Below are 20,428 nucleotides of genomic sequence, written 5' to 3'. Positions count from 1 at the left end.
ACACCTCCTTCTCCTATTGCTTAAAATTTAATATATCCTATAATGCAATGTTATTAAACGGTAGAAAGTTACGATATATCGAATATTTATAGCTGAATCCAAAGGTTATGTCAGAGCTTTCACATGATTGAAGTATCTCCCGCCAATGCTTCATTTCGCTGATTCCAACGTCCCACAGCTTAGCGTCCCCGGAAACGATAATCGTAATTTCGTTTAAATTGTTGAAACAAACAATGGGGCTTAGAAAGATGGCTTGGAGTAAGAAAAAACACTAAGCTGGTGTAGTTCGAAGGCTTAGAATATATTGTTTGCGCGACCCCTATCTGTAAAAAAGCTAGTGTGAAGCCTAAACATTTTGTATGGAAATTCCGATAACAGTTAAATGAATGTCTGTTCATTATAGTGTTAATTTTAAAAGCTGGATTGCAGCAGAAGGGTTTGTAAGCTTGACTTATTAGTTTTGACAAATAAAATTTCCATACTGGTATCAAGGAGAGCTTAGATCATGAATAAAAAACGTTTGCGTCAATGGATGGCTCCGTTCGCAACGGCTACACTGATTTTGAATACGGGATATGGCATTTTGGCACCCGATGCAGTGGCTAGCGCGTTGCCGACTGAGAGGCATAACTCAAATCTGACAGGACTGAATACAGCACAGTTACATACCAAATTAGCAACCGCTCAAGGTCGTCATGTGCCGGTTACTTCAGGCACGAAAGTGACTACGTTAACAAAAGGTTATGGTCAGAACACCTATCTCAACCAAATGCTAAAAGTAATGTCGAGCCAAATGGTTACTGCGAATATCGCGCCGGCAGAGGTAAGCAATCTGACAGCGGTTCCTACAGAAACAACAAAAGTAAATTTGTCCTGGACCAATCCGTCGGACCTTAATTTCGACCATGTAAAAGTGGTTGGTGTCACTAACGATGTGTATGTAGATAATATTAGAAGTAACTCTTATATGTTGAGCGGTTTACAGCCGAATACGACCTATACCTTTCGAGTGAAGACGGTGAATAAGAGCGGAGATGAATCACAAGGTACGACAGTACAGGCCAAAACGGCTTCCATTGATGTCCCTGTAGATAAGACACCTCCAGGAGAGGTAAGCGGGCTTACAGCGACGAATGTCGGATATAACGCTTTTACCGTAAATTACATATTGCCTAAGGATGCTGACCTGAGCCAAGCGATCATCTATTTAAATGGTAAGGAAGTGCAGCGAACTACAGGGACGTCCTATACGTTCAGTGGATTGATTGCCTCCACAAATTATACAGTTCTGGTCAAGACTATTGATAAATCCGGCAACATCTCTGGAGGAATCAGTATTCCGGTTACGACCTCAGCGCTCAGCGTTGATACCGTGCCCGAAGTGACAGGAGCTTCAGTGACATCAGTTAATAACTATAGCGTCACTGTTTCCTGGACGAGACCCAGCGGAATTAGTACAGTCAGTCTGTATAAGGACGGGCAACTGGTAACCGATTCATCAGGATCATCCTATACATTCAACAATCTTTCTTCAGGGCAGGCCTATTCGTTCACGATTAGGTCCAAGCGAAGCACAGGTGCATTGTCCTCCGGTGTGAGACTGACTGCCACAACGGACAGTACGTCCTCCAATTCGTCAGAAGTGTCCAATCTTGAAGTAGATAGCAAAAGTGACACCTGGATCAAAATCACCTACGATATGCCGAGTAAAGCCGACAAGGTGAAGATATATGTTGATGGAGATTATGAGGGAACTACAAGCTCTGAGTCCTATAAAATCACGGATTTGCGAGAAGGACGCTGGTATGAGATTAAGGTCGTGACTGTCAATAGTAATGGAAGAGAATCTAGCGGTGTAAAGATATCAGAACGCACGGATTCGGATGGTTACTATTCTTCTTCTTCATCTAGTTCATCGAATTATGAGAAAGCGAGAGATTTGATGCGAATTGCAGAAAACAGTCTGAATGCCTCGGACTGGCGTTCTGCCAGAGATGCAATCAGTGATCTGCCGAGCGGAACCCGTAAAAGCGATTTGCTGGATCGGTTAGAAGCTATTCGCAATAGAGCGATTGGTACTAGTAGTTCATCATCCGGGACGAGTTCTACTACAACAACAACTTCTGGTACAACGTCCTCATACCCTAACAATGCGGTTTCCTCATATTCAACTTCGTTCACCCTGACACCAGGAGCTAAATCAGCTTATGTCGATGGTCGTGCTACGACGATGGCTCAGGCCCCGCGAATCATAAATGGGGCGACGATGGTTCCGCTGCGCTTTATCAGTGAACGGATAGGTTACGAGGTAAATTATGAAAAGGCGACCAAAAAGATCATTCTGACTCGACCTACAGACGGCAAACAAGTAGTGCTTCAAGTCAAGAATTCTACCCTTGCTGTGTATGAGTTGAACAACTCCCGGAGTTATTCGACGAATATCACAGCTCCGGTTATTGTTAACGGCTACACGCTGGTTCCATTACGAGTGATTAGCGAGCTTTCGGGGTATCAGGTGAACTATAATACTGCATCCAAACAAATTACGATTACAAAATAAATACTTCTACACAAAAAGGGTTCTAGAGTTTTCACTTTAGAACCCTTTTTGTGTATTAGGAAGTGTATGTAGAACAATGACAATCTGTTACTCTGTAAACAAGTTATCTTGATTGAAAAGAATATCGAGTTGCTTAAGCTCGTCACTTGTTAGTCGAACACCCAGAGTTTGAAGATTGGACTCGATTTGATCAGGCTTGGTTGCACCTGGAATAATTAGATCAACGGCTGGACGCGTTAATAGCCAAGCTAGCGCAATCTGTGCAGGATCTGCACCCTTGTCTTTCGCGAATGCTTTGAATCGATCCACGCGTTCCAAATTTGCTAGAAATGCTTCTTTTTGAAATAAAGGATTATTCATTCGTGAAGTGTCATTAAAAACATCATCCTTGTTATATTTACCGGCCAACAGACCTGATGCGAGCGGGAAAAAAGGAATCAGTGAAATTTCGTGCTCTGAACAATAAGGAATAACGTCGGCTTCTGCATGACGGACCAGTAGTGAGTATTCAGCTTGAAGAACATCCAAGTGTTTATCAGCATTAAAAGCCTTAAGCTGCTCAAAACTTAAATTTGAAGCGCCAATGGCTTTGATTTTCCCTGACTTTTTCAGCTCTGCAAGTGTGTCAGCAGCTTCAGCCAGCGGGGTACGGCTGTCGGGAAAATGAAGAAAGAAAATATCAACATAGTCTGTCTGTAATCTCATCAGGCTATCATCCACAGCCTTACGTAATGCAGCTGGGACTGTTGTCGACTTCCAGATGGCCTTGATTAAATTGCGGGTTAGAAGAAGCTTTAGTAGAGAATTACAAGATGTTCACGGCCACCATGTTCACGGATGGCTTAACCGTTTAACTCCTCAGAGTGGCCCATTCCATACAAAAATGCGGTATCAATGAAATTGATTCCTTTTGCAAGGACAGTTCTAATTAATTGTTGGCTTAGAGTATCATCGACTTTTGGATACATCATTGAATTACCTACCACACCTGCTCCAAAACCAAGTTTAAATGCTTTTAATCCTGTTTTTCCTATTGCTATTGTATTGTTCATGTTTATAAACTCCCTTTTGTATGATGTGGAATCCTTGGAGGGACTCTAATGCACATCTTACAACCTGGTGTAAACACTAGGTCAAGCAGAACAATCCAATTTTAAAATAGATTAAGTTTGGGTCTTAAGTGGCAAAAAGTTATGACCAAATTTTTGCCCGGTTTGCAGTTTCAATTCAATCATATCCTTAATTTCCTGAAGTTCTTGCAGCTACTGATCTATCTTTTTTTGGTAATCGTAAAGCCTATCATACCATTCATTATTTGATATGTTGCTCTCATCTAATTGAAGCTGGATAATAGGTTTTAACTCCTTCACCGACATTGGTTGTGTCAGGAGTGTCTTCATTCCGATGCAAAATGATAAAACGCTACTGATATATAAATGTCAGTAGCGTTTTATATCGTTTAAGCATAGAACAAGGAAGAGGCGTATGCCTGATGAAATCGAACTAACCTAGATAGTAGATGATCTTTTTTTAAAAATTTGACGATCATATCGGTAATGACCTGAGTGGAATTTTAATACTTACCTGTCCGCCGCCTGTCTGGGTGGAGTTGGTGATGATCAGCTTTCCACCATGTAGGTTGACAATGTATTTTGTTATATACAGGCCCATCCCGTAATGCCCGCTTAATCTTCTGGACGAGTCACCCATATAGAACTGCTCGGCGGCCTGTTTGAGGCCTTCTGGAGAGAAGCCTGGGCCTTCGTCTAAGATGCTGAACCGAATGCAGTCTTCCACAGACTCTACGGTCAGCTGGATCTCGCTATATTCAGGCGCCTGATCTACCGCATTAGAAGCAACATTCATAATGGCTCGCTCAAGTAGAACTGGGTCTGCATACAGCGTCTTAGGGAGGTTATATGCAGCGAATGCTACAGATATTTTTTTGACAGCAGCCAAGGCTATTATCTGATCTTTCACTTTCGTTAAATAGAAGTCAGCATCCATCGTTTCCGCCCGCAGGGTGACAAGCGTTTCCGCTTTTGAAATTTCAATAAGAGTCTTAATATACTGCTCCATCTGTCTGGTGCTTTCCGATATATAATCCGTATAGTTCTTTTGCTCTTCGGACTGATCGGTCTCGGACAGCAGCTCTACGTTTCCACGAACGATAGTGAGTGGTGTTTTGACATCGTGTGCCAGGGCGGATATTTGCTCGCGACGTGATCTTTCCAGATTCCACTGTTTGTGAAGCGAAGTCTTTAACGTTTCTTTCATTTTATCCATGGAATGCAGCACCTGATCGATCTCCATCACGCCACTGAATTCGATTGAGAAGTCCAGATCCTGTGCTTGAATTTGCTTGGTGGCCTGCTGCAACCCACTCATCTTACGTGCCAGCTTTCGTCCGAAGGAGGAAGCCAGCAAGGCACCTCCCCCCAGAAAGGCGATACAGAACACGGCAAAAAAGGACAATTCCGCGTTCGGCAGGTATTGACGCAGGATAGGAAGTTCAAACTGAGCCGAGACAGAATAGCGCATCACAGTAACTTTATCATTATGTGAGACTTTTACATAGTTATAGGGAAATTGATAAGCAGTATCGTTCTGCTGCGTAACACTCCAAGCAGTTTGAGCCTGCTTTTCAGAAAGGTTTCCCTCATTGAGGCGGCCTTCCGAAGTGAATGATGCGTATTTATACAGTTTCTGCCGAGAATCCGGCTGTAGGGTCTTGCCAGCTTCAATGATTGTCTTGTCCTCCCGCACCTGATTCTCAGCATAGTTCGCGGGGAGAATGGTCCCACAAGACATCAGGACATAGAAGATGAGAACCAGGAACAGAGCGAGCGCAATCGTCCCGATACAGAACATAACTAAATAACCCAGAAAAATGGTTCGTAGTTTGGTTGTCTTGCATGTTTGCTGTACTTTGGTTACTTCCATCGGTACCCGATCCCCCAAACCGTCTCCACTGGCGAAACCTCTACTTTGCCAAGCTTAGCTCGGATATTTTTAATATGCTCCACGATGGTGGCGGAATCGCTGTCCCCATCCAAGCCGAAGACAGCTTCGTAAATCTGCTCTTTAGGGAACACCTGTCCCCAGTTCAGGGCTAGAAACTTACATATCTCATATTCGCTTTTGGTAAACGGGACTACAACATTCTGAACGGTGATTTCCTTGCCGGACAGATTGAAATGAACTTCCCCGATGCAGAATACATTACGCCGTTCACGATTCTCCCGTCTGAGATGGGCGTTGATTCTTGCACGCAACTCTCCAGCACCAAACGGCTTGACAATATAATCGTCCGCCCCTTCCCCAAGCCCTAACATCACATCGTTCTCCATGGATTTTGCGGTGAGGAACAGGATCGGGCAGTCTATTTTGCTGCGAATTTCCCGACAGAGTGTGAACCCGTCCATGGTAGGCATCATCACGTCAAGCAGGATGAGGTCAAAGGCTCCAAGCTGCATGGTGAGAACCTGTGGGGAGTCGGAGACCACCGTGACAACATGGCCATCTTTCTGCAAAATATTTTGAAGGAGTGCCAAAACGGCGGGTTCATCATCAACGGCCAACAAGTTTGCCATGCTTAATTCACTTCCCTTGCTTTCTTTACTCTAGTCTTTATTCCGACGAATTGTGTCCTTCCCAACGACAAATCCATAATCCTAATAATACCATGATGACTACGGTCCCTACTACGCAATATCTGACTCCCGAATTAAGCCGTATAGCTTCAGGAATAGATACTGCTGGGTTTATACCGTATTGCACCCAGATCGTGATGAACCGGGCAGCCCAAGCAGAAGGGATGAATATCCAATTATGATCCCCCAGCCCTGTAAGAAGCAAAGCGGACAATAGACTCTCCATAATGCCTAGACCGATGGAAGCTCCCTTGCCGAACCGCAAACTAATGAAAAAATGCAGAAAATAGAGGAATACACTGGACATAAACAGAATGCAGGCAGCCAACACATAAAACTTCAAGCCATACGGTGACTCTCTCATAAGATATATATAGCCAGCCCCAAAGCCACCGGAGGCAAGCAGCACACTGCCAAATCCCAAGATCAGGAGCAGGCTGAGCTTGCTCAGGAAAGGTAGCAGCTTCACTGGCGAGATCAATAGCTGCTGGAAATTGCCAGCGACTGCCTCCTGCTCAACAGCAATGGAGCAGACAATACCAATCATGGTAGGAAGAACTACGGCCAAGACCTGCAAATAGCCGTCCACCTTTGAAATCGGTGAATATGGAGTAAAGGAATAGTAGGCTAGAAAGATTGCTATGCCTAAAAGCGGCACAAACAGTTGCACAAGCAGTAAGGGCTGCCTTCTAAGTTTAAGCACATCGGATTTCAGATAGCGGAAAAAAGAAATCATCTTATTTAGCCTCCCGCTTGCGGAAGGACATCGCCGTCAGTATCGACAGAATTATAAACAGGCAGATTGTGATCACTAGGCCGGGCACAATCACGCCTTTATCCAAAAGCGGATCTCCTGAAGGAACGGTAAGCCCATTAGGTAGCACTTTAATGACGGCGCACATTAATCGGGCTGGAATAGCATAAGGGACCGCCCACCACACAGAGGACGTAGCGAACAAAATGGTGCAAGATACGTTGCCCAGCATGTTAATAATTAGAGTGGCAAACATGCCTATTCGGTCCGTCAGGAACAGGCAAAGTGGAACTTGCCACAAAAAGGTGATGAAGAGGATTAGAGTTGCAGCAACGCTTCCTGCTAGTGTCACGGAAGTTGAGAATACGAATCCGCCAAGAGTTATCCCTATAAATAGGACAATAAAGGAAACCATTAAGAGTCTTACGCAACCCCCGATTTTACCGTACCATACCTGAGCCAAATCTACAGCCATGCCGAGGACAGCACGGTATTTCAGCTTCTTGCCATCCTTTTGGATCACTCCTGAGCACATTAAGGTGAGAGTACCTGGCAGCAGCATGAAATACCACCAATTGTAGCTGGCGCTTTGGAGCATACGTCCCCCCATGAGTACGGTACACAGAAGAAGAGTAGCGATGGGGGCAAGCCAGACCAACTTTTTTGTGAAGGTACGCTTTAATTTTAGATGTTCGGCGGCTATATATTGCTGCATCCTACTCATCCCCTTTTCGGTATTCCTGTGCAATCTGCATGAACAACGATTCCAGGTTTTGCCCTGGAGTGACCGCCTCTTGATAAGCTAATACGCCACCGGCAATGATACCGACATGGTCAACGATTTGTTCGACTTCGGATAAAATATGGCTGGAAAGAATTACGGTAATTCCTTGCTTCGGGAAGGAGCGAACCAACTCGCGTTGCTCCTGAATACCAATGGGGTCTAGTCCGTTGGTTGGCTCATCTAAGATCAATAGCTTGGGATGATTGAGGAGAGCAATGGCAATGCCCAGCCGCTGTTTCATACCCATCGAGAACTGGCCCGAGCGCTTTTTCCCGGTATGGGTCAAATCAACAATGTTCAGCACTTCATCAATCTGCGAATCAGGCAATCCCAGCAACGTTGTACGAACTTTGAGGTTCTCTCTAGCTGTCAAATTCTCATAGAGTGGAGGGGATTCGATCAGTGCGCCGATCTGAGCAAGATCTTTTCGGGACCAGGGTTTTCCTTGAAATAAAATCTCACCGGATGTCGGGCGTAGCATACCGGTTAACATTTTCAAGGTGGTTGATTTTCCAGCCCCATTTGGACCAAGTAGTCCATAGACGGAATTCTCCTGAATAGACAGTGTGACGTTGTTCACCGCCTGTTGTCGTCCGAAGGTTTTGCAGAGATTTTTAGTCTGTAAAATAATGTTATCCATATCAGTTCATCCTTTTCATTTGTTCTGACAACTACTTTAAAGATCAATTCTAAGAACTTTATAAGGATTTAAAATATTAATTTCAAACTTTATGCATTCATGCACTATTCGCTATAATGGATACAGTGATGTAGGAAAGGGATGTAATCATGAAGAAGGTCATCGTAATCGGATCAGGAATTCTGGGGGCATCGACAGCATACCATCTAGCAAAAATGGGTGCTAATGTCATTATTGTAGATCGTAAAGATAAAGGACAGGCTACTGATGCCGCTGCTGGCATTATCTGTCCCTGGCTATCACAGCGACGCAATCAGGCTTGGTACCAGCTAGCCAAAGCGGGAGCACGTTTTTACCCTGGGTTGATTGAAGAACTCAAAAGCGAGGGAGAAACAGAAACTGGCTATGCTCAAGTGGGGGCTCTCAGTATTCATGATGATTTGGAGAAAATCAAAAAAATGGAGAAGCGGGCACACTTACGACAAGCGGATGCACCGGAAATCGGTGAAATTACCCGGCTAAATGAAAAAGAAACCCATGAACGGTTTCCTTTGTTAGTAGAAGGTTATCATTCTGTTCATATTAGCGGTGCCGCCCGAATAGATGGGCGTGCGCTGCGGGATGCGTTGGTCCGATCAGCACAAAAAAACGGGGCGGTCCTTATACAAGGAAATGCTACGCTTCAATATGAGTCTGACCATGTAACGGGAGTAGTGGTCGGTGCACGAAGCTTCTCGTCTGACAAGGTCATTGTTTGTGCAGGTGCATGGGCAAATCAACTACTGTTGCCCTTGGGCATTCATTTTAAGGTTAGTTATCAAAAAGCACAAATTATGCATTTGCAGGTTCCTAATAGGCAAGACACAGGCACTTGGCCTGTAGTCATACCGCCTTCTGATCAATATCTGCTGGCTTTTGATAAACAGAAGATCGTAATAGGGGCGACTCACGAAAATGAAATCGAAGGTTACGATACGAGAGAAACAGCAGGGGGGATGCAGGAAATTCTGGATAAAGGTTTAGAATTGGCCCCTGATTTAGCAAACAGCACTTTTCAGGAGGTAAGAGTTGGTTTCCGTCCTTTTACACCCGGTTTTCTACCGGTGATCGGAGCTGTTCCAGGCTGGGGTGGTCTTATAGCGGCAAATGGGCTTGGAGCATCCGGGTTGACCATGGGCCCCTTTATTGGAAATCAGCTGGCAAAGTTGGCACTTGGAATGAATTTAGATATCGATATCAATGATTATGATATTCGAAAAGCAATAGATGAAAGTTGATTCTTGACTGAGGAGAACAATATATATACTGAAAAAGTCGCCATATTGGCGACTTTTTGTTTTAGTGCATATTCATTTTATACGTCATTCATCATGTCATTGAGATGCGAATTCTCCAACGATTGTGTTAGGGTTTGCATGTTTTTCAAGTAGTCGATTTTATAGATACAGGAATAGATCACATTTAATACATAGTCAAAAGCAATTTGCGACGAAAATGTACCAATCTTGGCATGTTTTACTTCATCATTAGGCACCCGGATACAGATATTAGAGAGTTTGGCCAATTCACTTTGATTGGTTGCTGTAATTGTGATAAAAGGGATATTTTCATGTGCGAAATGCCGTGCTGCTTTTAAAAAAATCGGCGACTTTCCGTGATAAGTTAAAAACACAGCGCAGTCCTGTGTCGTAAGATTAGCCGTATGGTAAGCCCATTCAGACAGCTCCGTAGCTATAACCACATACTTGTTTATTTTTACCAATTTATTTTGAAAACTTTTCGCACGGATTTGTGAATCGCCCAACGCATATATAAAGATCCTTTTCGCTTGATCCAGCAATAGGGCTGTTTGCGACAATGAATCATCATCCATGAATGTAAAGTTTTTTTCAATCGTTTCTTTCATTAATTCTGCAATTTCTTTCGCCACTTGAAGTGGGGATTCATCATAACCGAAGGGATAGTTGGGGTCTACATTGGAAATGTTCTGGGTGTTCTGCTGAAACTCCCGAGCAAGTTTGATTATAAACTCCTTGAAGCCTGATAGCCCAAGTTTATGTGTTAATCGATTAATTGCGGAATGCGAAGTATACGTTGCCTTTGCAAGCTCCTGAATATTTAAGTGCAGGATACTTTCCTTATGAAGCAAAATATAGGATGCAATGCTTTTTTCGTTTGGTGTAAAGTTTTGCATTTCTGATAATTGTATTAGTATTTTCAACAGGTTCACCCCGGCTCAATTGAATAAAACGTTCGAAAAATAATATGAAATAAACATTTTGTTTAAAAATAAACAACCATTTTTAAAAATAATCGGTTGAATGTACCATTTTGGTGGCGAATCCTTTACGATCAACGTTCTTCTTTTATAATAAATGAAAAAGAGCCTAAGGGGGAAATAATATGCTTACCATTGGTTATATTGGAAATGGGAAAAGCACGAACCGTTATCATCTTCCTTTTTCATTGAACAGAGCTGAATTGAAAGTGAAGACGATATATGCCCGTAATCTAGATAAAAGGGAGTGGAAAAAAATCCCTGAAGTGCTGTATACAGATAATATAGAATCTTTAATGAACGATAAGGAGATTCAGTTGATTGTTATCTGTACACCTGTAGAATCCCACTACTCTTATGCGAAAATGGCGCTAGACCACGGGAAAAATGTACTTGTTGAGAAACCTTTTATGTTAACCAAAGAAGAAGCCGTGTCGATCTTCCAATATGCTAAAGAGAAAAATCTGGTTATACAATGCTATCAGAATAGACGTTACGATTCGGATTTCCTCACTACCCAGAAGGTTATTGAATCAGGAAAGCTTGGAGATTTACTGGAGGTGGAGATGCATTACGATTATTATCGCCCTGAGATCCCGAACTCCACTTCTCATTTTTCCAGATATAACAGTTACCTATATGGACATGGCGTTCATACCATTGACCAGGTTCTTTCCTATTTTGGAAAGCCGGACACAATCCATTATGATGTTCGTCAATTGCTGGGTACTGGGAGAATGAATGATTACTTTGATCTGGATTTTTATTATCCCTCGCTCAAGGTATCCATCAAATCCAGCTTTTTTCGCTTAAAAGAGCGGCCGGGTTTTGTTGTATACGGCAAAAAAGGCGTTTTTTTAAAGCAAACGAAGGATCGTCAGGAGGAGCATCTGAAATTATACTATCTGCCTAAGGGACACTCCGATTTCGGCATCGACCAGCCCGAGCATTACGGCATCTTAACATATCTGGATGATAAAGGCGAGTATCATGAAGAAAAAGTCGTTTCTGAAAAGGGAGACTATGCTCGAGTATATGACGATATCTATCAGTCGATCGTACTTGGTAAAGAAAAAGTGATTAAAGACGAAGAGACGATAATTTGTATGGAAATACTTGAAAAAGGTATAGAGGAGTGCAACTAAAATGAAGTTGGGAATTGTCGGAGCAGGGATGATCGTAGGGGATCTATTGAGCTTTATTCAGGATATCCCGACTATTTTATTAAAGGCAATTTGTTCTAGACCTAGTCATGAGGAAAAATTACTGGATTGGCAACATAGATATGGAATCTCTCAGATTTATTCGGATTACAGCGAGATGCTGATGAATCGTGAAGTGGATACAGTTTATATCGGGCTGCCTAATCATCTTCATTATTCATATGCCAAAGAAGCATTATTGAGTGGCAAACATGTCATTTGTGAGAAGCCGTTTACTTCCAATTTGCAAGAATTCCTAGAGCTAAAAGAAATTGCTCAGCAAAGAAAACTGATATTGGTGGAAGCCATAACAAATCAATATTTGAAAAATTATTTGTCCATGAAGGAGTATCTACCTAAACTGGGTGAGATCAAAATCGTTGAATGCAACTATTCTCAATACTCATCTCGGTATGAAGCCTTCAAAGCGGGGATAATCCAGCCTGCGTTTAATCCAGAAATGTCTGGTGGAGCCTTGATGGATATTAATTTATATAATATTCATTTTGTTGTTGGATTCTTCGGGAGCCCTAAGAAAGTGGAGTATTGGGCGAACATGGAGCGTGGAATTGATACTTCAGGAATGCTGCTGCTTGATTACGGTGATTTCAAGTGTGTCTGCATAGGTTCAAAAGATAGTACGGCCCCCAATGCCGTGAACATTCAAGGCAATAAGGGCCATATACACATGGCAAGTTCAGCTAATATATGCGACTACTTTGATTACACTGCGAATAAGGAAACGCCAATTCGGGTGGACTTTAAAGATCATTCGCATCGAATGTATGACGAATTCGTTGAATTTGACCGTATCATCCGAGAAAACGATTTGGAAAAAGTTTCGGATATGCTTGAACATAGTGAAAAGGTCATGAAGGTCATCGAGGAGGCCAAGCAGTCCGCCAATCTTGTATTTGGCCCTGATCCACTTTCACTGTGTTCAACCCCTAAATTTCTAAATGATAATTGAATGTTTTAACTTATATGTCTATTAATGAAGAAATCAAGCATATTTATCAATGGCAAGCATTCTGTATCAGCCATCTCTGCCAAGGAGGAGCGGGTACGCTTTGAATTGATCCAGCTGATGCACAACCTGGTCAAACGTCAGGTGTGAGGTAGAAATCCTGCCTTTTGCTGCTTCCGAGTAGATCGGGGCCATTTCGTACAGCCCTCTCCCGCGCCTGCTACAGACCGGGGTGAGACGCTGCTGCCGAATTGGGCTTGAAGACCGAAGACCGCCTAAATAATGTTGGGGAATTCGTCGGCGTTCCAGGTTTAATAGGAAACTCGCTGCGAAGTTAAACGAAGCATACCGAAAAAGGGACGGCCCAAGGCCGTCCTTTTTTCTTCTTCACCGATCGGTCCAGATACTCAGTCATTCATGACCTGGTCGTATTTTTCTTTCAATCGCTTAATGTCCGCTCTTGGAGGAGCCCCAAACATTCGGGAGTATTCGCGGCTGAATTGGGAGGAACTCTCGTATCCGACCCTGAAAGCGACGTCTGCGGCGTCCGCCGATTCAGCTAATAAGAGACGGCGGGCTTCCTGGAGTCTCAGCTGTTTTTGGAACTGAATTGGGCTCATGGCGGTTACCTCTTTAAAATGCCGATGGAACGAAGAAACACTCATGCTGGCGGTGTCTGCAAGATCTTCGATCCGAAAAGACTGGTCCCAATTCCGGACGATATAGTCAATAGCATCTCGGATTCGATAGGTGCTGCTTCCTTCGACTGCAATCTGAGCCAATTCGACGCCATAAGGTCCCTGCACTGGAGAAAAGAACGGGTCTTTGATCTAATTCTTCAAGTCATAATCCAATCATGAGGAAATCTCTTTTGTTAAAGTAAATAATTGAGATGAGAAATCGTATTTCTCCGCAATATTAAAATCCTGTCCCGCCTTATAAGGCGGGGTGAGTATAAGTCCAATGTTCATTAACTCGCTGCCGGTAAAACGTTGGCCCAGCTCTTCCACAAAATATACTGCCATTTCGTCCAGCCCGACTAGCTTTAGTCGTAAAAAAGCTTGATTCGGACGCGAGAGCACCTGGTACCAACCGACGAGAGCATGCTCACATTCTGCATCAATGACCATCCAGGCAGTCTCATTTTTTTCAAAGGGACTTAGCAGACGATAAAAGGTTCCCTGTGTAATTAATCGTCGGTGACGTTTATACACTTGTATTTGTTTTTTAATTACATCGCATTCTTCTTCGGACAAAGCCAATGGGTCAAGTTCATAACCGAATATACCAAAGTAGGCGACATTGGATCTGGTTTGCAGCGGTGCGGTTCTGCCTACCTGGTGGTTCGGGATGGTTGACACATGAGCTCCCATACTGCTAAGCGGATAGGCCATGGATGTACCATACTGAATCTTCAGACGTTCTATAGCCTCACTATCGTCGCTTGTCCATGTTTGCGGGGCATAATAAAGCATCCCAGGATCAAACCGTCCTCCACCGGAAGCACAGGACTCAAACAAAATCTCAGGATGTTCGGTAATCAGCCTCTCATATAAAGCATATACACCCAAGACATAGCGGTGAAAAAATTCGCCCTGTCTTTCCTTGCCCAGAGATAACGAATAGGCTTCTGAAATACAGCGATTCATATCCCATTTTACGTATTCGATCCGAGCAGAAGAGAGCACGTCATCCATTAACTTAAACAGGTAATCCACAACAGGCGGTTGGGAATAATCAAGAACATATTGATGGCGTCCATGCTTGCGTTGACGGCCGGGTGTTCCCACAACCCAGTCTGGATGCTCCCTCATAATATGAGAGTCGGAGTTAACCATTTCCGGCTCAAACCAAAGACCGAATTTCATCCCGAGCGCATTGATCTTCTTTGCCAAATTCGAGATCCCGTTCGGTAGCTTTTCAGGATTTTCAAACCAGTCACCGAGGGAAGAGGTATCATTGTTTCTTCGACCGAACCAGCCGTCATCCAAGACAAAGAGTTCAATCCCCAGTTCACCTGCTTTTTTTGCCATATCAACTATTTTCTGCTCAGTAAAATCAAAATAGGTCCCCTCCCAGTTATTGATCAATACAGGTCGTTCCCGCTCGGTCCAACTACTGCGAATTAAGTGTTTATTGTACAGGCTATGGTATGCTTGGCTCATGCCATTTAAACCGCTCTCAGAATAGACCAGAACTGCTTCAGGCGAATAAAAACATTCTCCTGGCTTCAGGGTCCAGCAGAATTTGTCAGGATGAATGCCGATCATCAATCGGGTAGTTGAATAGCTGTCCACTTCCGCCTGAGCAAGAAAGTTCCCGCTGTAAACGAGATTAACCGCATACACTTCTCCTTGGTGTTCCTGTGATCCGGGTTTGGCAAGCGCCAGAAATGGGTTGTGAACATGACTACTAATTCCTCGAGTGCTCCCAATCGACTGTAGCCCAGGTCTCAATGGTGTACGCTCCACATGACGTTCCCTACCCCAAGCCCCTGATAAATGAATAATTTCATATTCGGAGTCAGGGAGATCAAGACTCAGGCTCATTAGACGGTTGACTCTCAGTGGATTATTCCCGGAATTCATTATGGATACGGATCTCGTGATCACGGGCAGTTCGCTGAAGATGGTGTAAGCAAGCACGGCCACCGCTCCTGTAAGAGAATCGGTCAGCGTTATGAGGAGTGTCGCTGCTTCATGCGCTTCCTTACAAAACGTAGCTGGAAGATGGGGGATTTTAGGCTTCTCAGCGATTATCTCGTAACGGTCATAAGTGAACTCCATTATATGAGATCCATCCTCCTGTATGATCTCAATTGCTGGCTCTCGAAAGTCTCCACTTCCCGCAGAAGGAAATTCCTGCTTAATACTTTCCAACGATGTCACCAAGTCACTATCAAACTCACCGACAGACACGGGACGGTAGCTTCGCTCGATAAAACGGTCATATTGACCCAGGTACTCTATTTTTTTGCCGTAATATAAATGCTCCAATTGCCCGTTCTCCATGACACGGAAAAGATAACTGCAGTATTTGTTCGTTAAGTGAAATGTCCGTTCCTTTTGGTTAACTTGTAGACTAGCCATGTACATAGCCCCTTTCAAAATATGTCGAACCACTTGAAAGCGTTATTATTGAATCAGCATAACAAAGGTAGTGATAGAAAATACATGACTTTTTTTAAGTCGAATATAGGAAAAACAAAGAATCTTACAAAAAACTATAGTTTAGAGCTAAACCTTTTCTGGATATTTGTCATCCTTAACTTATGCTATACTGATAAATTAACAAGCATAGGTTCTTTATTTGGGAAAATGGGGAGGATGCCAATGGGCGAGAATATGATTCAATATGTTGATACGTATACCAGTTCAGAGCATAAAAATATATCAGATTTGATTTTATATAACTGTGGCACAGAGCTCTGCTTATCCAATCAGGATTTTGGACCCATCGCCCGCGATTTTAATCTGGTTCATTTTGTGCTAAAAGGACGAGGTAAGTTGGTGATTGACAACAAAAATTACGATATAGGAGAAGGACAGGCTTTTTTAATTCCGGCCAATAGGGTAGCTTATTACCAGGCGGATGAAGCCGAGCCTTGGGAGTACTGTTGGGTCGGCTTTATGGGCATTAAATCCGACATCTACCTGCAGAACATATCACTTCCAAGCCAGAACCCTTATGTAATCGATATTGAAGATATTACGTTCTTTCATTCCACGATTCTTGAGATGTTGCGGATCGGAGATAACACACTTTCTTCATCGTTGGCTATACAGGGGTATTTATTCCATATTCTCGCCAAACTTGTGCACGACTTGGGAGAAACGATGTCGGTAAAGAAGCAGCTTCCTTATTCGGTTCAAGCGATAAACTTTATTGAGAAAAACTACATCAGCGGCATCCAGATTAGTGAAGTAGCGGAGTACCTCGGTCTACATCAGAATTATCTGACCTCCGTTTTCAAACTTGAGACTGGTGAAACGCCTAAACAATATCTGATAGACCTCAGGATTAAAAAAGCGTGCGAACTGCTGCAACATACAGACTATTCGATTCAGGTCATATCAAATTCGGTCGGCTATACCGATCAATTGACCTTTTCACGAGCTTTTAGAAATGTAATGAGTATATCTCCCAGTGCGTATAGAAAACAATTTCTTTGATTTTGCTATATTAATCTATAAAAATATTTGTATTTAGAAGCGGTTTTTTTTGCTATCGTAAAACTGTAGATTTTTTCCTGCATGGCATATTTAACAATTGTAGGAAGAGTACTTTTTACGGGAGGAGAATTCCGCACGTGGATTTCATTATTGCTTTTATTCCAGCCGTTGGCTGGGGAGTTATGCCGATATTGGCACATATAACAAAAGCCAGTCCCCGAGAACAGCTGACAGGTACCGTGATTGGTGCTGTGCTGTTTGCCCTGTGCTTGTATATCATTCACCCTACCTCATTAGCACCGATTCATTTTGTGGTAAGTTTTATATCTGGTATTTTCTGGGCTGCTGGACAATTGCTTCAGTTTCAAGCTTTTCAAAAAGTAAGCGTATCGATCGCCATTCCTGTGATTTGTGGTCTGCAGTTGATAGGGACGACGCTATTTGCCGCACTTATTTTGGGTGAATGGATAACAGGGTACCAATATGGGATAGGCGTTGGTTCTCTTCTGTGTATATTGGCAGGGGTTCTGTTAACCAGCTATCAGGGCAAGTCTGCTGGGTTGTCCAAGCCTTTGCCGGTACCCATTATCATAATGTTGGTTTGCTCGGGGTTAGCTTTAAGTAGTTATGTCGTTATTAATCAGTTCTTTCATATATCGGGACTATCCGTCATTCTGCCGCAATCGCTCGGTATGCTATGCTCAGCCATGGTCATGAACCTGAAGGGCAAAAAGCGGCTACGATTCTCTCTGGTGGTTCGCAATTTACCTACAGGATTGGTTTGGAGCATCGCGAATCTAGCATTATTTATTTCCAACGGGCTGATCGGCATGGCGGCTAGTTTTCCGATCTCTCAAGCGAGCATTGCGATTGCTTGTGTTGGCAGCATTTTAATATTTAAGGAAAAGAAGAGTTTAAAGCAATGGATAGGGATACTTGCGGGAATTACAGTACTTATGATTGGAGTAGGAATGATTAGCTTGCTTAAGCCTTAAGGAATCGAGACCCTGTCCTTTGAGTAACGAAAAGAGCTTATCCATCTATGGGGTACGCTTTTTGGGGATTGACAGAGGTATGGCTGCATGAGAAAATGTACGCGCGTACATAAAATGATTTGGAGGTGGGTAATATCGTTTCGCGCAAGGAAGTAGCAGAACTTTCCGGCGTGTCTGAAGCGACGGTATCTCGGGTCTTGAATGCAGTAGGTCCTATCAAAGAGGATACGCGGAGAAGGGTTCTGGACGCAGCTAATCAGCTTGGATATGTACCCAGTGCGCTGGCTCGTAACTTTGCCCGAAGTAAGAGTGGCCATCTTGGTGTAGTTATGCCTTATGTCCCGAAGGCGCACCTGTTCTCAGCCTATTTTTTCTCTGAGATGCTGAGCGGTATCGGAAACAAGGCCAGAGACAGCGGGCTCGATCTGCTTCTATTGTTCCGAAAGCCGGGGGAACGTATTGATTACAGTAGTCTTTTCCGCCAGCAAAGAATCGATACCTGTATCATCCTTGGAGCCAGGGATGACCACGATGAGGAGGAAGCTCTAAAGAGACTTCAGGAAGAAGGACGTCCGTTCTGCGTCATGAATCACCATTTTGAAGGGCAATCGTTCTGTGAAGTGGATGCAGACCATGTAGAAGGCAGCCGGGCGGCTGTAAGTCACCTCATCGAGCAGGGATACAAGCGGATTGCCTTTCTCAACGGCCCGGACATCTATTCCAACAGTACTGAGCGATTGAAGGGTTACCGTACCGCGCTTCAGGAGGCCGGTATTGAATATGACCACGATCTGCTTCTGGAAGGTAATTACAGCCGTCGAAGCGGGCTCGAAGCCTCAGCTATAATCGCAGACAAATTGAATGATATTGATGCTGTATTTGCGGCGAACGACCGGATGGCCCTCGGGGTAATGCAGGGTCTCCGTGAGCGCGGACTGGCAGCTGACCGGTTTCCGGCGTTTGTAGGCTATGACGATTCGGATGCGGCTGAGATGGCTGTTCCGCCGCTAAGCAGTGTCCGCGTACCTTTTTATGAGATGGGGGAGCTTGCAGCCTCGAAGCTTATACCCGATTCTCTGAATCTTATTCCAGCCTTGGAACTAACCGGGCGCGACTCGATAAGAGAACTCCTGTCCACAGAGCTGATTATCAGGGCGTCATCCATTCGTCCATAACACCATTCGTCAAAAATTCGTTGAAACTCAGACCCATAAGGAGGATCACGACATGTCTAATCGTCTTCGTATCGGAATGGTTGGCTACAAATTTATGGGCAAGGCTCACAGCAACGCTTACCGTAGTCTACCCATGTTCTTCCCAGATGCCCCGCTGCAGCCAGAGATGTCTGTTATCTGTGGACGCAACGAGCAGGGGGTTCAGGCAGCTGCCCGCCAGTACGGCTGGACCGAAAGTGTTACGGATTGGCGTGATCTAGTTAAACGTAACGATATTGACCTCATTGACATTAACGCCCCGAGTAATGCCCATAAGGAAATTGTCGTTGAGGCAGCCCTTCATGGCAAGCATCTATTCTGTGAGAAGCCACTTGCGCTCTCGCTGGCGGATTCACGTGACATGCTGCAGGTAGCAGAGGAAGCAGGGGTCAGACATATGGTAGGCTTCAACTACCGTTTTTCTCCGGCTGTCCAGCTGGCTAAGCAGCTAGTCGAGAGCGGACGCCTAGGCAAAATTTATCATTTCCGTGCCTTCTTCCTTCAAGACTGGATCATGGACCCGTCCTTCCCCCTGGTATGGCGGCTGCAAAAAGAAGTGGCCGGTTCTGGCTCTCATGGTGATCTTGGCGCCCATCTGATTGATCTCGCTCGCTTCTTGGTCGGCGAGTTCCATGAAGTGATCGGCATGAGCGAGACATTCATCAAACAGCGCCCGTTGGCTTTGGAGATGAGCGGGTTGAGCTCCAAAAGGAGTACTGAAGCAAATGCTCCGATGGGAGAAGTGACAATCGATGATGCCACGTTGTTCCTGGCACGCTTCGCCGGAGGTGCGCTGGGCAGCTTCGAGGCCACACGTTTTGCTGCCGGACATCGGAGCACAAATTCATTCGAGATCAACGGTAGCCTAGGCAGTGTGCGGTTTGACTTTGAACGAATGAACGAACTGGAAGTGTATTTCACACAGGATGAGGAGGACGTTCAGGGCTTTCGCCGCGTACTCGCCACCGATCCGGCACACAAGTACTCCGAAGCCTGGTGGCCTCCAGGACATACGATTGGATTCGAACATACCTTCACCCATGAGATGCTTGAGATGTTGAGTGCCATCTCTGAAGGACGGCAACCGTCGCCGAACTTCCACGACGGTGTTGCTTGTCAGGCTGTGCTTGAAGCGGTAGAACGATCCATAGAGGAACGCCGCTGGGTATCCATTGAAGAAATGTAGTATAACAATACATTCCGAAAGGT

Annotated in this window: 16 protein-coding genes and 2 pseudogenes; 9 read left to right on the top strand and 9 right to left on the bottom strand. The window is 44.3% G+C overall.

All coding sequences use genetic code 11. The features are described 5' to 3' along the window. Nucleotides 1-505: 505 nt before the first annotated feature. Nucleotides 506-2,560, top strand: a complete 2,055-nt coding sequence (locus G9G54_RS06490) for a stalk domain-containing protein (protein ID WP_165176869.1) — start codon at nt 506-508, stop codon at nt 2,558-2,560. A gap of 87 nt (nt 2,561-2,647) precedes the next feature. On the opposite strand, the pseudogene G9G54_RS06485 reads toward G9G54_RS06490, so the two are convergent. From G9G54_RS06485 to G9G54_RS06460, 6 genes and pseudogenes are all read right to left on the bottom strand, one after another. Continuing rightward, nucleotides 2,648-3,612, bottom strand: a pseudogene (locus G9G54_RS06485) (aldo/keto reductase). 493 nt (nt 3,613-4,105) lie between these two features. Then, entirely contained in the window at nt 4,106-5,503 is a 1,398-nt protein-coding gene (locus G9G54_RS06480; protein WP_165176867.1) for a HAMP domain-containing sensor histidine kinase, read from the bottom strand. Next, complete coding sequence (locus G9G54_RS06475) at nt 5,494-6,153, bottom strand: response regulator transcription factor (RefSeq protein ID WP_068938789.1); 660 nt, start codon at nt 6,151-6,153, stop codon at nt 5,494-5,496. The genes G9G54_RS06480 and G9G54_RS06475 overlap by 10 nt, the downstream gene beginning before the upstream one ends. Before the next feature lie 37 nt (nt 6,154-6,190). Further along, nucleotides 6,191-6,949 carry a lantibiotic immunity ABC transporter MutG family permease subunit gene (locus G9G54_RS06470; protein ID WP_165176865.1) on the bottom strand — a complete coding sequence of 253 codons (759 nt, stop codon included), beginning with the start codon at nt 6,947-6,949 and terminating at the stop codon, nt 6,191-6,193. A gap of 1 nt (nt 6,950) precedes the next feature. After that, the gene (locus G9G54_RS06465) at nt 6,951-7,682 is read right to left on the bottom strand and encodes a lantibiotic immunity ABC transporter MutE/EpiE family permease subunit (protein WP_165176863.1); all 732 of its coding nucleotides are present in this window, start codon (nt 7,680-7,682) and stop codon (nt 6,951-6,953) included. Nucleotide 7,683: 1 nt separating this feature from the next. Beyond that, nucleotides 7,684-8,391, bottom strand: coding sequence for a lantibiotic protection ABC transporter ATP-binding protein (locus G9G54_RS06460; protein ID WP_165176861.1), 708 nt, complete (start codon nt 8,389-8,391; stop codon nt 7,684-7,686). Nucleotides 8,392-8,540: 149 nt separating this feature from the next. On the opposite strand from G9G54_RS06460, the gene G9G54_RS06455 reads away from it, so the two are divergent. Next, nucleotides 8,541-9,668 carry an NAD(P)/FAD-dependent oxidoreductase gene (locus G9G54_RS06455; protein WP_165176859.1) on the top strand — a complete coding sequence of 376 codons (1,128 nt, stop codon included), beginning with the start codon at nt 8,541-8,543 and terminating at the stop codon, nt 9,666-9,668. Nucleotides 9,669-9,745: 77 nt separating this feature from the next. Here the strand turns inward: G9G54_RS06455 and G9G54_RS06450 are convergent, their stop codons facing one another. Then, entirely contained in the window at nt 9,746-10,612 is an 867-nt protein-coding gene (locus G9G54_RS06450) for a MurR/RpiR family transcriptional regulator (RefSeq protein ID WP_165176857.1), read from the bottom strand. 182 nt (nt 10,613-10,794) lie between these two features. Between G9G54_RS06450 and G9G54_RS06445 the strand changes: the two genes are divergently transcribed. Genes G9G54_RS06445 through G9G54_RS25975 form a run of 3 tightly spaced genes read left to right on the top strand, consistent with a single transcriptional unit; the run spans nt 10,795 to nt 12,988 of the window. Continuing rightward, nucleotides 10,795-11,814 carry a Gfo/Idh/MocA family oxidoreductase gene (locus G9G54_RS06445; protein ID WP_165176855.1) on the top strand — a complete coding sequence of 340 codons (1,020 nt, stop codon included), beginning with the start codon at nt 10,795-10,797 and terminating at the stop codon, nt 11,812-11,814. Nucleotide 11,815: 1 nt separating this feature from the next. Further along, a complete protein-coding gene (locus G9G54_RS06440) occupies nt 11,816-12,841 on the top strand; it encodes a Gfo/Idh/MocA family protein (RefSeq protein WP_165176853.1) in 1,026 nt (341 codons plus the stop codon). Nucleotides 12,842-12,865: 24 nt separating this feature from the next. Beyond that, on the top strand, nt 12,866-12,988 hold the full coding sequence (locus G9G54_RS25975) for a hypothetical protein (RefSeq protein WP_274597335.1): 123 nt from the start codon (nt 12,866-12,868) through the stop codon (nt 12,986-12,988). 257 nt (nt 12,989-13,245) lie between these two features. On the opposite strand, the pseudogene G9G54_RS06435 reads toward G9G54_RS25975, so the two are convergent. Together G9G54_RS06435 and G9G54_RS06430 are read right to left on the bottom strand one after the other, a co-directional pair. Then, nucleotides 13,246-13,644 (bottom strand): annotated as a pseudogene (locus G9G54_RS06435) (helix-turn-helix domain-containing protein); the annotation flags it as partial. A 48-nt stretch (nt 13,645-13,692) separates the two neighbouring features. Continuing rightward, nucleotides 13,693-15,927, bottom strand: coding sequence for an alpha-galactosidase (locus tag G9G54_RS06430; RefSeq protein ID WP_165176851.1), 2,235 nt, complete (start codon nt 15,925-15,927; stop codon nt 13,693-13,695). Nucleotides 15,928-16,170: 243 nt separating this feature from the next. Between G9G54_RS06430 and G9G54_RS06425 the strand changes: the two genes are divergently transcribed. The 4 genes from G9G54_RS06425 (at nt 16,171) to G9G54_RS06410 (ending at nt 20,405) form a co-directional block, all read left to right on the top strand. Then, nucleotides 16,171-17,010, top strand: coding sequence for an AraC family transcriptional regulator (locus G9G54_RS06425; RefSeq protein WP_165176849.1), 840 nt, complete (start codon nt 16,171-16,173; stop codon nt 17,008-17,010). Nucleotides 17,011-17,147: 137 nt separating this feature from the next. Then, complete coding sequence (locus G9G54_RS06420) at nt 17,148-18,005, top strand: GRP family sugar transporter (protein ID WP_165176847.1); 858 nt, start codon at nt 17,148-17,150, stop codon at nt 18,003-18,005. A gap of 119 nt (nt 18,006-18,124) precedes the next feature. Further along, nucleotides 18,125-19,180: a LacI family DNA-binding transcriptional regulator gene (locus G9G54_RS06415; RefSeq protein ID WP_185156279.1), complete on the top strand. Its 1,056-nt coding sequence runs from the start codon at nt 18,125-18,127 to the stop codon at nt 19,178-19,180. A gap of 52 nt (nt 19,181-19,232) precedes the next feature. After that, complete coding sequence (locus G9G54_RS06410) at nt 19,233-20,405, top strand: Gfo/Idh/MocA family protein (protein WP_165176844.1); 1,173 nt, start codon at nt 19,233-19,235, stop codon at nt 20,403-20,405. The last annotated feature ends 23 nt before the right edge of the window (nt 20,406-20,428 follow it).

Source organism: Paenibacillus sp. EKM212P (assembly GCF_011066115.1).
Lineage (GTDB): Bacteria > Bacillota > Bacilli > Paenibacillales > Paenibacillaceae > Paenibacillus > Paenibacillus polymyxa_B.
Note: the sequence above shows the minus strand (reverse complement) of the source record. Positions and strands in the feature narration are given on the sequence as shown.

Excerpts from the sequence above, each read along its gene's own strand:
- G9G54_RS06490 (WP_165176869.1), top strand. The coding sequence starts at position 506 with ATGAATAAAAAACGTTTGCGTCAATGGATGGCTCCGTTCGCAACGGCT.
- G9G54_RS06480 (WP_165176867.1), bottom strand. The coding sequence starts at position 5,503 with ATGGAAGTAACCAAAGTACAGCAAACATGCAAGACAACCAAACTACGA.
- G9G54_RS06475 (WP_068938789.1), bottom strand. The coding sequence starts at position 6,153 with ATGGCAAACTTGTTGGCCGTTGATGATGAACCCGCCGTTTTGGCACTC.
- G9G54_RS06470 (WP_165176865.1), bottom strand. The coding sequence starts at position 6,949 with ATGATTTCTTTTTTCCGCTATCTGAAATCCGATGTGCTTAAACTTAGA.
- G9G54_RS06465 (WP_165176863.1), bottom strand. The coding sequence starts at position 7,682 with ATGCAGCAATATATAGCCGCCGAACATCTAAAATTAAAGCGTACCTTC.
- G9G54_RS06460 (WP_165176861.1), bottom strand. The coding sequence starts at position 8,391 with ATGGATAACATTATTTTACAGACTAAAAATCTCTGCAAAACCTTCGGA.
- G9G54_RS06455 (WP_165176859.1), top strand. The coding sequence starts at position 8,541 with ATGAAGAAGGTCATCGTAATCGGATCAGGAATTCTGGGGGCATCGACA.
- G9G54_RS06445 (WP_165176855.1), top strand. The coding sequence starts at position 10,795 with ATGCTTACCATTGGTTATATTGGAAATGGGAAAAGCACGAACCGTTAT.
- G9G54_RS06440 (WP_165176853.1), top strand. The coding sequence starts at position 11,816 with ATGAAGTTGGGAATTGTCGGAGCAGGGATGATCGTAGGGGATCTATTG.
- G9G54_RS25975 (WP_274597335.1), top strand. The coding sequence starts at position 12,866 with ATGAAGAAATCAAGCATATTTATCAATGGCAAGCATTCTGTATCAGCC.
- G9G54_RS06430 (WP_165176851.1), bottom strand. The coding sequence starts at position 15,927 with ATGGCTAGTCTACAAGTTAACCAAAAGGAACGGACATTTCACTTAACG.
- G9G54_RS06425 (WP_165176849.1), top strand. The coding sequence starts at position 16,171 with ATGGGCGAGAATATGATTCAATATGTTGATACGTATACCAGTTCAGAG.
- G9G54_RS06410 (WP_165176844.1), top strand. The coding sequence starts at position 19,233 with ATGTCTAATCGTCTTCGTATCGGAATGGTTGGCTACAAATTTATGGGC.